This window comes from Paenibacillus sp. YIM B09110 (assembly GCF_037167145.1).
GTDB lineage: Bacteria > Bacillota > Bacilli > Paenibacillales > Paenibacillaceae > Pristimantibacillus.
The window spans coordinates 17,040-30,228 of the sequence record NZ_JBANSP010000023.1; the positions used below are offsets into that span (position 1 = coordinate 17,040).

Sequence of the window (13,189 nt, forward strand, 5' to 3'; positions counted from 1 at the left end):
AATTAGTATTGACACAGAAAAGAAAAACTTGGTAGGATATTAATTGATAATAATTATCATTATCATATTATGGAGTTGTATGAACTGGAAAGGACGTGGAATTGCATGAATGCAAGAACGAAGATAAGCGGCCTACTCGCCGCATTATGGATAGTGTTGCTCTTATTGCCGGCGAACCTATATGCCGCAGGGGAGATTGCAGATGGAACCTATACAGCAGATTATCTCATTTTACAGGCGGAGAATGATTCGGTCTCCATGGCGAATGATTATTGGGAGAAGCCGGCTAAGGTGACGATTAAGGATGGTAAAGCGACAGTTCGCGTGACGATCAATCACAGCTTCTGGGTAACCGAATTCAAAGTACCGGGAAGCGGCGGAGGATATGTGGACACGAAGCTGATCAGCTCGAACAAAAAAGCAGATACGCGGTTGGTTGAGTTCACCGCTGATATTACAAAGCCGATAGTGTCCAAAATTCACGTGACGGTTGAAGATATCGATTACGACCATGATTATACGATTCGTTTCGTGTTCGATCAGGAGAGCTTTAAGCTTGTCAAAGGCGCTGAACCTGCGGCAACGGCGAAACCAACGGCGGAACCAACGGCGAAACCGACGACGGCACCGACCAGCTCGTCGACGGAGAAGCCTGCGGTGACCGGAGAGTCGGCAGCAGAGAAGCCTGAGCAAAGCAGCAAGCCTGAGAGTACAATTAAAGCTTCTGACCAATCAACAACGGTGCCGTCGGAGGCAGCCAAACCAAGCGAGACAGAAGGAACAGCGCCTTACTCCACGGCTGAGACAACTGCAAATGAGGCGGCTGTCTCGGCAGAGCCGTCTCCTGCCGAGGAGCAAGTTCCAGCGGATAAAGGCGATGGCGAAGCTGGCATTGGGGTCGAGAATACGACTAACGAAGCGGGAGAAGCAGAGTCGTCCGTTGACGGCGATGCTCAGTTGGCCGATGCATCCGCAGAAGAAGGCGAATCGGTGCAAGCACTTGCCGCCGGCGATGCGGCCAATGCGCCTGAAGCGGATAGCGGCAGCAAGAGCTTCAAATGGTGGACACCGCTTGGAGCGGTACTTATTTTGATTGTAGGTGCCATTTATATTTGGAGAAGGAAGGCTCATTGAGTAGGTAATAGGGAAATGGCCAAATAGGGCCCAGGAGGATTGGATCAATGGTAATTCAAGTAGGTAAGCTGGCGGCTCTAATCGCCCTCTGCTTGCTGGCATTGACGGGATGCGGTGATACGTCTGCTCCCGCGAACGGGAATTCGGCTCCTTCGCCTGTCGCAACGGAGAGCGTAACCGACGATGGAGGGGAGAAGCCGAAGGAGACGGCAGTATCGGAAGAGCATCGAATCGTCTCCACGACAGTCGCGATCACGCAAATTATGGATTTGCTTGAGATCGATCTCGTCGGCGTTCCAAAGAGCGTGAAGACGTTGCCCGAACGATATGATGAAGTGACAAAGGTCGGCAATCCCATGAGTCCGGACATGGAGCTCGTGAAATCGCTGAAGCCGACCGAAGTGTTGTCGGTGACGACGCTGCAATACGATCTGGAGCCCGTGTTCGAGAATGCCAACATCGATGCGACTTTCTTAGACTTGACCAGTCTGGAACGCATGCAGGCAGAGATATTGAAGCTAGGCGAGAAATACGGCAAGCAGGAGAAGGCGGCGGCCGTTGTGAGCGATTATAATTCGACGCTGGAGCAGATTCGTAAGGCAACGGAAGGGAAAGAAAAGCCGTCGGTGCTAATCTTGCTAGGGGTACCCGGAAGTTATTTGGTTGCGACGGAGCATTCCTATATCGGGGATTTGGTTCAACTGCTAGGCGGAGTCAATATCGCGCAAGGCGAGAAGGTCGAGTTTCTTGCATCGAATACGGAGCATCTGCAACAGGCGAATCCGGACGTTATTTTGCGCGCGGCTCACGGAATGCCGGAGGAAGTCGTTAAGATGTTCGATGAGGAATTCAAGAAAAACGATATTTGGCATCACTTCAAGGCGGTTCAGACGGGACGCGTCTACGATCTGGAGGAACGACTGTTCGGAACGACGGGCAACCTGGCCGTAGGGGAAGCATTGGAAGCGCTGCTCCCGATGCTTTACCCTGATCAGCCGTAAAGGAATGTGAACGATGAAGATAGCGAATATAGAAGCGAAAAAAAACGCGACCGAGCAAGGCAGGAGAAGAGCGAAAGCGAAACCGTACGGTACGCTCATCATCGTCGCCTTCTTGCTCATTGGTCTGGCCTTGTATTCTGCGATGACTGGCAGCATCAAGGTGTCGTTCGGCGAATTGATCAGCGGTTTGATTCATGGCATGAACGAGCGCGTTGAGATTATTAAGGATTTGCGCTTTCCTCGCATTCTTGTCTCCATGCTGTCCGGCGCGGCTCTTGCTGTATCCGGAGCGCTGTTGCAGGCCGTGATGAAAAACGCGCTCGCCGAACCCGGTATTATCGGTATTTCCTCCGGAGCGGGACTCGTATCGATTACGGTCGTGACGGTATTCCCGATGCTCTACTTCTGGTCGCCGCTGTTTTCCGTTCTGGGCGGCGCGCTGGCCTGCTATCTGGTGTATTCGCTCTCTTGGCGTACCGGTTTGAATCCGCTCCGGCTTATTCTAGTGGGCATCGCTATCAATGCGACATTTACCGGGCTCGGGCAATCTTTTAATTATCGCGGGAGTTATGCGGTAACAAGCGTCAACCAAGCGATATCTTCTATTTTCACGATGAAAATATGGGAGGATGTCCATATTCTCGGTCTATTCGGCGGGATTGGATTGCTCCTCGCTTTGACGCTGGGGGGCTGGTGCAACATGCTGTCCTTCAACGACGAGACGGCGCGCAATCTTGGCCTTCGCGTCGTGCGCGTCAGACTGCTCATCTCGGCGGTCGCTGTATTGCTGGCTTCTGTTGCAACCGCGATTGGGGGACTGATCATGTTCGTTGGTTTGCTGGTTCCGCATATCGGCCGAGTGCTGGTCGGTTCGAACTATAAGCTGCTCATTCCATTCTCAGCACTCGGGGGTGCACTGCTTGTCCTTGCAGCGGATACGATCGGAAGGACAGTGCTGGCTCCTGCGGAAATACCGGCTTCTATTATAATGGCGGTGATCGGCGGTCCGTTTCTCATCATTATGCTGAAGAGAAGCGACAAGCTCTACAAATAGGCAGCAAGTTAGGGAAGTCCTTCAAAAAGGAGGTTTGGAACACGCATGAAGCAATTGCTTATTACGGACGACGACTACAATAGCCGTTCTTTGCTTGGCCACTACATGACCAAAGAAGGTTTCCGGGTGCTAGAGGCGCAAAATGGCCGAGAAGCGATGCACGTGCTCGAGAATCAGACGGTAGACCTAGTTATCATGGATATTATGATGCCGGAAGTGGATGGTCTCACGCTCTGTGAATATACGAGAAAAAACTTTGATATTCCTATTATCATTTTATCCGCCCGAGACCAGCTTAGCGACAAGGAACTAGGCTACTTAAGCGGAACGGATGACTATGTGACGAAGCCATTCGAGCTTCCGGAGCTGTTGTTCCGGGTCAAAGCATTGTTTCGACGCTATTCCTTCGCCTCCAGCGACAAGATCAGACTTCACCGACTCGTCATCGATCGCAAAAATTATGAGGTCATTGACGGCGACGAGGTACTGCTGCTCCCGCTGAAGGAGTTCGAGCTGCTGGCACAGCTGGCGGAATATCCCGGCAGGGTTTTCTCTCGGGATGAGCTGATCCATCTCATTTGGGGCTCCGATTACGGCGGCGATGAACGGACGGTAGACGTACATATCAAGCGGCTGCGCAAACGGTTCTCGGAAGTCGGGAGCAGCTTTAACATCCATACGATAAGAGGCGTCGGCTATAAGCTTGAGGTGCAGGCGTGATGCGTTCGCTTTATTTTCGCGTATTCCTGATTACGCTTTATACGATTCTAATCAGCAGCTTCCTCGGCTTCTTTATTGCCAACGTGTATTATCATTGGTCTCTTAAGCCCTATCAGGATGAGAAGCTGTTCGGCACGGTCAGTCAATTGAAGGCTCTTATCGAGCAGCATCCAGAGGCTATGGGCGATGCGCTAAGCATGTCTGCCGCGTTAGGATACCAGCTCTATGTCTATGATGAAGCGGGAAACGATCTGTTTTACGGGAGACATTTCTCGAGAAAGGATCTTCCGGGTGACGTCAAGATGCGCGTACTTGACGGAGCGGAGTTCCACGGTATCGCAAATTTTCCGAACAAGGCGTTCGCTTCAGGTTACTTTGACAATCGACTCAGCAATACGGTGGGCGTACACGTATCGGCGGGAGCTGAGAGATACGCTCTTTTCCTGCGCCACGACAGCAACGTGCAATTTGACGAGCTTCGCACGTTCTTTCTATTTATGTTCGTGCTGACGGTCGTGTTCAGCGTGCCCTACTTCATGGTTAGCACACGTTATCTAGTGCAGCCGATCGTACAGCTCAAGGAAGCGACGAAACGGCTCGCGCAAGGGCAATATAAGCTCCGCTTGCCAACCAAGCGGAAGGACGAGATCGGGCAATTGGCGAACCATTTTCAAATCATGAGTCTGGAGCTTGAACGCGCCGACCTTCGCACGAAGGAGTTCGTCGCGAACGTCTCGCATGAAATCCATTCGCCGCTCGCTTCGATTCAAGGTTATGCCGATTCATTGCTCAGCGAAGAGATGGAACCTGCCAGCGTTCGGGGGCATGCCGCTATTATCGGTCAAGAGACGCGGCATCTTGCAACATTAAGCAGACAGCTCCTGCTGCTCTCAACACTGGATCATTCCGAGCAGACAACGGAGAAGGGAAGGTTCCCGCTAAAGCCTCAACTGCGGCAGACGCTTCAATTGCTGGAGTGGCAGTTGGCGGAGAAGGAAATTGCGGTGCGGCTGCTGGTGTCCTCTGGCCTGCACGTATACGGAGACGAAGTGCTGCTTATGCAGGTATGGTCGAACCTGCTCTCCAATGCGGTCAAATACATTCCGGCGGGTCGCTCCATTCAAGTTCAGGCTTTTGTCGAGGAAGGCGGTTGCGTCATCCGCATAGCCGATACGGGCGACGGCATACCGGAGGAGCAATTGCCGTATGTTTATGACCGCTTTTACCGGGGAGACAAAGCGAGGGAGCGGAAGTCGGGCAGTACTGGACTAGGCCTATCCATTGTGCAGCGCATTGTGATTCTGCATGGCGGAACGATCGCCGTGGAGAGCAGGGCGGGGGAAGGAACGACATTTACGGTGAGATTGCCGGTTGAATAAGCTTTGATTGTGGGGCGGGTCGCCCTGAATAGGTATAAATAATGCCGGAGCGCACCAAGCTAGATACTAGCGGTGCGCTTCGGTTTTTCGTTGAAATATAGAACCGAATCTAAGGTCAAATCGAATCGTCAGAAAATTTAAACTTTGTGACTTGACCCGAGGAATATTTTGAGTATAATGAAGTTAAAGTCAAAGAAAGTCAAAGTCAATAAACCGTTACGACGGCCATGACAAGCTCCTTTGGCCATGCGTTAGGGAGGTTGGTATTTTGAGAAATATTTCCGATCTCATCGAACAGTATTTGAAGCATATGCTGGACGATAGCGCCGGCGGCGCTGTCGAGATTCAACGAAATGACCTCGCTGACAAGTTTTCTTGCGTTCCATCGCAGATCAATTATGTGATTAGTACCCGGTTCACGCTGGAGAAAGGATACATGGTTGAAAGCAAGCGCGGAGGCGGAGGCTATATCCGAATCCAACGGGTTGATCTTCCGGCACTTAATTCGATTCAGCTCCATTTCGAACAAACGATTGGCGACTGTGTCGACCAGAGTGCGGCGGAAGGCATTATTTATCAGCTTGAGGAAGCAAGACTGGTGACGAGGCGCGAAGCTAATTTACTCCGGGCCGCGGTGCAAAGGGAAACCATCGCACTCAAACTGCCGCAGAGGGATGAAATCCGGGCAAGGCTGCTGAAGTCGATGCTCATTTCATTATTAGTCAAGTAGCGCGTACCGGGAGGAGGGATCAGGCTTGATTTGCCAGGAATGCGGTAAGAGGCCGGCTACACTTCATTTTACAAAAATCATCAACGGCGAGAAGACGGAGTTTCACATTTGCGAAAGCTGCGCGAGAGAGAAGGGCGAAGGCATACCGGGCTCACCGAATAGCTTCTCGATTCATAGCCTACTGTCAGGCCTTCTTGATTTCGAATCGACTGGCGGTCACAACTTCGCAAATCAGCAGCATGCGATTCGATGTGAGGAATGCGGTCTTACGTATACGCAGTTCAGCAAGATCGGAAGATTCGGTTGCAGCGCCTGCTACCAGCAGTTCGCAGATAAGCTTGATCCATTGCTGAAGCGGGTACATGGCAGTACGGTCCATATGGGGAAAATTCCAAAGCGTTCAGGCGGTCAAATTCAGTGCAAGCGGGAGATCGAACAGCTTCGGCGCGATCTGCAGGCGCAGATTGAGCAAGAGGAGTTCGAAAGCGCAGCGAAGCTGCGTGACCGCATTCGCGAGCTGGAACGCAAGATAGCGGAGCTATAGACGCTGTACGCACGCTGCAAGCTGGCATGGAAGGAGGAAAGCTCTCTTGACGAAGCATCGATTCACGCAAGATGCATTAAGCGATTGGATGAAGAGCGGTGGCCCCGAAACCGAGGTCGTCATCAGCAGCAGAGTCCGAGTCGCCCGCAACTTGCGACATCATCCATTCCCGATGCTGGCCACGAACCAGCAATCGAAGGAAGTGATGGAGCAGCTCACCGAGGTAGGCGAATCCGGCAAGTTAAGCGATATAGGGCAATTCGAGACGGTATTGTTATCCGATCTTAGCGAGCTCGATAAGCGGGTACTTGTGGAGAAGCATCTCATTAGCCCGAATTTGGCCAATGAGTCGCGAGGCGGAGCTGTCTTACTCAATTATGATGAATCAGTCAGCATAATGATTAACGAAGAAGATCATTTGCGCATCCAATGTTTATATCCAGGTTTCCAAATCCAGGAGGCATGGGCATTGGCCAGCGGAATTGACGATATTTTTGAAGCGGAGGCGGATTACGCCTTCGATGAGAAACGCGGTTACTTAACGTCTTGTCCGACGAATGTCGGAACGGGCATACGGGCGTCGGTCATGATGCATTTGCCGGCACTGGTGCTGACTCAGCAGATTAACCGTATTTTATCAGCGGTAACGCAGGTCGGCTTGGCCGTTAGAGGATTGTACGGCGAGGGCAGCGAAGCGCTTGGTAATTTGTTTCAAATCTCGAACCAAATTACGCTCGGACAATCGGAGAGCGAGATTATTGATAACTTGCATGGCGTAGCCAAGCAGATCATCGAGCATGAGAAGGCGGCGCGCAGGCGGCTTCTCGAGGAATCAAAACTTCGCATCCAGGATCGAGTAAGCCGTTCTTACGGCATCTTATCCCATGCTGCGATTATGGATTCCAAGGAAGCGGCACAGCGGCTGTCGGATGTGAGGCTTGGCGCAGATCTCGGATTATTGCCGAGCGTTACGCCGCAAGTATTAAATGAATTATTAGTTATGACTCAGCCTGGATTCCTTCAACAAACTTTCAATGAGAAGATGAATCCGGAGCAGAGGGATTACAGGAGAGCAGAACTCATACGCAAGCAATTGCGTGGGGAAACCGAGCATGGGGGTGCGTGGATATGATGTTTGGACGGTTTACGGAACGAGCGCAGAAGGTGCTCGCATTGGCGCAAGAGGAAGCAGTGCGGCTTGGACATAACAATATCGGCACGGAGCATATTTTACTCGGTCTTATCCGCGAAGGGGAAGGCATTGCGGCTAAGGCGCTGATTGGGCTGGGACTTGGACTTGAGAAAATTCAAGACGAGGTAGAAGCATTGATCGGACGCGGCCAAGAGCAGCCTAATAATATTGCTTATACACCGCGTGCTAAGAAAGTGATCGAACTGTCGATGGACGAAGCGAGAAAGCTTGGCCACACGTACGTGGGTACGGAGCATATCCTGCTCGGTCTCATTCGTGAAGGGGAAGGCGTAGCGGCTCGCGTGCTTAATAATCTGGGTATTAGTCTGAACAAAGCGCGTCAACAAGTGCTGCAGTTGCTTGGAAGCAGCGAAGCAGTATCGAGTAACCACGGTTCGCCTGCTAACGTAAGCACACCGACGCTTGACGGTCTTGCTAGAGACCTTACTGCCTATGCGAAGGAAGGCAACCTTGATCCGGTTATCGGACGAAGCAAAGAAATCGAGCGCGTCATTCAAGTGCTCAGCCGCCGTACGAAAAATAATCCGGTCCTCATCGGTGAGCCAGGTGTTGGTAAGACGGCGATTGCCGAGGGGCTTGCTCAGAAGATCATCGCGAACGAAATTCCGGAAACGTTGCGCGACAAGCGTGTTATGACGCTTGATATGGGCTCCGTTGTTGCTGGAACGAAATATCGCGGCGAGTTCGAGGATCGCTTGAAAAAGATCATGGACGAAATTCGCCAAGCCGGCAATATCATCCTGTTCATCGATGAGCTGCACACGCTAATCGGCGCGGGCGGCGCGGAAGGCGCGATCGATGCCTCCAACATCCTGAAGCCGGCGCTTGCGCGCGGCGAGCTGCAATGCATCGGGGCTACGACGCTTGATGAGTATCGCAAATACATCGAGAAGGATGCAGCGCTTGAACGCCGCTTCCAACCGATTACAGTCGATCAACCGTCGCCGGAAGAGGCGATTCAAATTCTTCACGGACTGCGTGATCGTTACGAGGCGCATCACCGCGTGAAAATTACGGACGAAGCGATCGTTCAAGCGGTTAAGCTGTCGGACCGCTATATCACGGACCGCTTCCTGCCGGACAAAGCCATTGACCTCATTGACGAAGCAAGCTCCAAAGTAAGGCTGAATTCTTACACGGTACCGCCGAATTTGAAGCAGCTTGAGAACCGTCTTGAAGATATTCGCAAGGAGAAGGATGCAGCCGTTCAAAGTCAAGAGTTCGAGAAAGCGGCAGCGCTTCGCGATACGGAACAGAAGATTCGCGAAGAGCTAGACGTAACGAAGAACCAATGGAAAGAGAAACAAGGCCGCACCGATTCCGAGGTAACGCCGGAAGATATCGCTCAGATCGTAGCAAGCTGGACCGGCATTCCGGTCAACAAGCTGGCTGAAGAAGAGACCGAGCGTCTGCTGAAAATGGAATCGATCCTTCATGACCGTGTTATCGGTCAAGAGGAAGCCGTTAAGTCGGTATCCCGCGCGATCCGTCGTGCTCGCGCAGGTCTGAAGGATCCGAAACGTCCGATCGGCTCATTCATCTTCCTAGGACCTACTGGGGTAGGTAAGACGGAGCTGGCGCGCGCGCTTGCAGAAGCGATGTTCGGCGACGAAAATGCGGTTATCCGCATTGATATGTCGGAATACATGGAGAAGCATTCGACTTCAAGACTCGTCGGGGCGCCTCCAGGATATGTCGGCTATGAAGAGGGCGGTCAGCTCACAGAGAAGGTTCGCCGCAAGCCGTATTCGGTTGTCTTGCTTGACGAGATCGAGAAAGCACATCCGGAAGTATTCAACATCTTGCTTCAAGTGCTTGAGGATGGTCGTCTGACCGACTCCAAGGGCCGCGTCGTTGACTTCCGCAACACGCTCATTATTATGACGTCCAACGTCGGCGCTGACCAAATCAAACGCAATTCCTCGCTTGGCTTCACTGCCGTGCAGGATGCGGGCAGAGACTTCACAATAATGAAAGACAAAGTAATGGCTGAGCTTAAGAAAAGCTTCCGTCCGGAGTTCTTGAACCGGATCGACGAGAGCATCGTGTTCCACTCGCTGGGCGAGGAGCATATCGCTCAGATCGTAACGCTCATGTCCGACGAGCTTCGCAAGCGTCTGCGCGAGCAAGAGGTCGACTTCGTCTTGACCGACAACGCGAAAGCATTCCTTGCGAAGGAAGGCTATGATCCGCAATACGGTGCGCGTCCGCTGCGCCGTGCGATTCAGAAGCATATCGAGGACCGTCTCTCCGAGGATCTGCTCATGGGCAATATTCAAAAGGGCGATTCGTTCACGATCGACGAGAAGGACGGCGCGCTGACTGTAACGAAAGCAGCCGTAGCGCCTGCTCCCGAAGAGCCGGCTACGAAATAAAGCACGAAGAGGTTGAGGGCCAAGTCCCTCAACCTCTTTTTATTTTGTAATTCATGCGGGATTTCGGCATTATATCTCCAGCTTCATCCTCTTTTCATATCCACATTCCTTGCAAACATTCATCCACATGTGGATATCTATCAGGACGAAAATCAAAATCGAACTTATGCACAATCAGTAATGCTGTGGATGAAGCGTTACTTTAACGGAATCTTAACAGCTAGATCTTCCCGAATGTCGGGGGCAGACAGTTTCCACCCAGCGAGATAAAGTGATTTGCCCTTTATTTCGTCCAGCGGCAGCGGCGCATACACTTGCGTGAATGAATAAGTGCTGCGGTCTACGAGCCTTGTGCTTTCAAGCAGTGATATTGGTTGTTTGTAATTGTCCTCCAGCCAGAAGCTGCTTGCTTGAGCGAACGGATCTGAACCTTCTACCTTGTAATGCAAAACCGTTTTGTCAGGCTGAAACTCGATTTGCGTAACGGTTATTGAGCCGATATCCCCTTGCGAGAGAGTGATTGGCAGCTGTTGCAGCGGATTGAATGTGATTTGACTGCGTTCCAACTGTTTGCCGGAAGTATCCAGATTATATGGCTGAATAATGAAATAGTCCGGTATCGCTTCGATAGGGGCAAAACGTATCCGATACTCTGACTTGTATCGATTCTTATCATCAGACTGGAGGTTATCGCCTCTGTATCCGAAAGATTGAAGCTGCCGCCCTTTATCGTCGTAGATGAAGAAGCCTAATTCCTCTGCGGTCTCTTTCCCATCTAGCTCCACGTTAATTGCCGTAACGGCTGGCGTCATTGTCACTTTTTTGACCGATAATGTGGTCTCTCCCGAAGTTGCACTCGGCGGCAATTCCTCGAATGAGTGTACCGATATGCCCTCAGTAAGCTTGCTGACAGGAAGTTGGAATTTCCAAGAGCCTTTCGTCGTCTGCCAGCCTGTTTCGTTCGAATATTGCTGGATGCTGTTTAGTTTCAACGTAAGCTTGAATTGATCGGGAAGAGTGCCGTCCGCTTCATAATCCATGTAGCCTGTGTATTGGTTATGTCCTATTTTTGAAGAGCTGCTGCTGCTGAGCAGTGTTTCTATCGGTTCGCCGTTAATGAGCATATCCGCATCGAGAGACGATACAAAATGGTCTGCTTCAACCGTGTACCCGATCGCTAACCGAATGCCGTCATATAACACCTCAGTAACCGTCATACGGATCCCTTGATCTTCTGCAGCTTGATTCAACTTTGTTGCTAAACCTTTCTGTCCGGATAACTGCAAGCCGGCATCGCCGATCATCTCAAAAACCGACCCTATCAGCGGAGTATTTGTTAATGCCTTGGCGATAGTCGGAGAGACGAAGGAAGAACCGACAAGCAGCGCAAGGGATGCAGCGGCTGCCGTAACGCCAATGGCTGCTTTTCGGGAAACACGCTTCCGTTTTTTTACCGATAATAAAGTTTGATCCACACGCGAGCTAACAACCTCTGGAACTGCTTGAGTAGACTCTTTCAATACTCGATTTATTTCAAAATCAAGCTCATAATCATTCACTTGTCATGCTCCTCTCTTGTCTTAAGTAACGAGAAAGCTTCTCCCGAGCGCGAAATAAACGGGATTTGATGGTGCCTTCAGGCAAATCGAGCAATGATGCTATTTCTTTAAGCGGCAGATCCTCCAAATAAAACAGAGTGACGACAATTCGGAGCTCGTCCTCCAGTGCATGTACGGCTTCGTTAAGCCCGTTATGCTGAGGGTCGTGGCTGTAAGAGCCGCGGTCGGAAATGTCGGCAATCGGTATGACTTGACTGCGATGCTTCAGCATGCGATTGCATTCATTGATCAAGATACGCAGCAGCCAGGTTTTAAAATATTGGGGTTCGCGCAGAGTATGAATGGACTGAAAAGCTTTCATAATCGTTTCTTGCAAAGCATCAGCGCATTCCGAATCGGTCTTCAGATACGATTTGGCCAGACGGTACATCGACGGTTCGCACGCTTTAATAATGCGGACAAAGGCGTCGTGATGGCCTCTCGCAGCAAGAAGGATATCATCCTGCAGAATCATAGTTGGCTTACTCCTTTCGTTTAAATTCTATTGATTAGATAAATGGGGGCACCAAAAGGTTCACGCATGGAAAAATTGGAATTGCATATGGTTAAGATACCCTAATCCTCAGTTCCATTCGTAAACTTAATCAGTAGGAGAATGAACTTCGCAATTTGTTGACAATGAGAATCATTATCGTATAATAGATAGATAAGGTTACTTGCAGATAACGAAGCGGATTTACGCTGCCATATAATGAAACAACAAACCAGAGGAGGCACGGACATGATCGTCGTTACGAATACGATAAAGGTGAAAAAAGGGCACGGAGAATCGGTTGCGCAGCGGTTTCATCAATCGATAGGCATCGATCTGTCGCCGGGCTTCGTCCGGATGGAAGTGCTGATGGCCGAGCATATCGAGGGGCATGACGAATTGAAGGTAAGCACGACCTGGGAGCAGAAGGAGCACTTCGATGCTTGGGTGAACAGTGATTCCTTCCGCCTCGCCCACGCCCACAAGCGCAAGCCTGAACAAGCAGCAGGAGCTGCCGCCGACGGATCTCCGAGAACATTTGAAAATATAATGCTCGGTTCGCAACTATCGACGCATAGAGTCCTCTTGTCGCGCCATTCTTAAATGCTTCGTCTCGTGTGTCCCAAAGCTCTTATCCACCATTGGATAAGAGCTTTTTGTTGTATTCCCTTCGATTTTCACAACGTTATCCACAAAATACTGTGCACAAGCTGTTCATAATAATGTGGATAAGTCCGATATATAGGATATATACTCCAGTTTTCATTTTGACCCATCCTCATTTAAAAAAGTAATCGTTGCGGCCTACGGAGCGCTGGTCGAAGTTATATGTGGATAATTCGCATATTCTATGAACCTTGCTTCATTATTCAGAGCTTATTATGTGCATATGTGGATGTTGCCGTCGCTTTAGAATTATTCACATGTGGATTATTCGGCAGGTTCTTA

The 13,189-nt window shown here is 50.7% G+C and carries 12 protein-coding genes; 10 read left to right on the forward strand and 2 right to left on the reverse strand.

Going from position 1 to position 13,189, the window contains the following annotated elements:
- Positions 1-105 precede the first annotated feature (105 nt).
- From isdC to clpC, 9 genes are all read left to right on the forward strand, one after another.
- Positions 106-1,134, forward strand: coding sequence for a heme uptake protein IsdC (gene isdC, locus V8F51_RS24835; protein WP_337103205.1), 1,029 nt, complete (start codon positions 106-108; stop codon positions 1,132-1,134).
- A gap of 53 nt (positions 1,135-1,187) precedes the next feature.
- Positions 1,188-2,135 (forward strand): heme ABC transporter substrate-binding protein IsdE, encoded by a 948-nt coding sequence (isdE, locus tag V8F51_RS24840; RefSeq protein ID WP_442956486.1) that lies wholly within the window; start codon positions 1,188-1,190, stop codon positions 2,133-2,135.
- A gap of 13 nt (positions 2,136-2,148) precedes the next feature.
- Entirely contained in the window at positions 2,149-3,189 is a 1,041-nt protein-coding gene (locus V8F51_RS24845) for a FecCD family ABC transporter permease (RefSeq protein ID WP_337103207.1), read from the forward strand.
- Between the two features lie 45 nt (positions 3,190-3,234).
- A complete protein-coding gene (locus tag V8F51_RS24850; protein WP_337103208.1) occupies positions 3,235-3,909 on the forward strand; it encodes a response regulator transcription factor in 675 nt (224 codons plus the stop codon).
- The gene (locus V8F51_RS24855; RefSeq protein WP_337103209.1) at positions 3,909-5,288 is read left to right on the forward strand and encodes a sensor histidine kinase; all 1,380 of its coding nucleotides are present in this window, start codon (positions 3,909-3,911) and stop codon (positions 5,286-5,288) included. The genes V8F51_RS24850 and V8F51_RS24855 overlap by 1 nt, the downstream gene beginning before the upstream one ends.
- A gap of 268 nt (positions 5,289-5,556) precedes the next feature.
- Complete coding sequence (locus V8F51_RS24860) at positions 5,557-6,018, forward strand: CtsR family transcriptional regulator (protein ID WP_337103210.1); 462 nt, start codon at positions 5,557-5,559, stop codon at positions 6,016-6,018.
- A gap of 25 nt (positions 6,019-6,043) precedes the next feature.
- Entirely contained in the window at positions 6,044-6,562 is a 519-nt protein-coding gene (locus tag V8F51_RS24865; RefSeq protein ID WP_337103211.1) for a UvrB/UvrC motif-containing protein, read from the forward strand.
- Positions 6,563-6,608: 46 nt separating this feature from the next.
- Entirely contained in the window at positions 6,609-7,694 is a 1,086-nt protein-coding gene (locus tag V8F51_RS24870) for a protein arginine kinase (protein ID WP_337103212.1), read from the forward strand.
- The gene (gene clpC / locus V8F51_RS24875) at positions 7,691-10,150 is read left to right on the forward strand and encodes an ATP-dependent protease ATP-binding subunit ClpC (RefSeq protein ID WP_337103213.1); all 2,460 of its coding nucleotides are present in this window, start codon (positions 7,691-7,693) and stop codon (positions 10,148-10,150) included. The genes V8F51_RS24870 and clpC overlap by 4 nt, the downstream gene beginning before the upstream one ends.
- A 197-nt stretch (positions 10,151-10,347) precedes the next feature.
- Here the strand turns inward: clpC and V8F51_RS24880 are convergent, their stop codons facing one another.
- Together V8F51_RS24880 and V8F51_RS24885 are read right to left on the reverse strand one after the other, a co-directional pair.
- Positions 10,348-11,709, reverse strand: a complete 1,362-nt coding sequence (locus V8F51_RS24880) for a DUF4179 domain-containing protein (protein ID WP_337103214.1) — start codon at positions 11,707-11,709, stop codon at positions 10,348-10,350.
- Entirely contained in the window at positions 11,702-12,223 is a 522-nt protein-coding gene (locus V8F51_RS24885) for a sigma-70 family RNA polymerase sigma factor (protein WP_337103215.1), read from the reverse strand. Before V8F51_RS24885 ends, V8F51_RS24880 begins: the two co-directional genes overlap by 8 nt.
- Positions 12,224-12,460: 237 nt before the next feature.
- Here V8F51_RS24885 and V8F51_RS24890 point away from each other — a divergent pair, with 237 nt between their 5' ends.
- Positions 12,461-12,844, forward strand: coding sequence for an antibiotic biosynthesis monooxygenase (locus V8F51_RS24890; protein ID WP_337103216.1), 384 nt, complete (start codon positions 12,461-12,463; stop codon positions 12,842-12,844).
- Positions 12,845-13,189 lie beyond the last annotated feature (345 nt).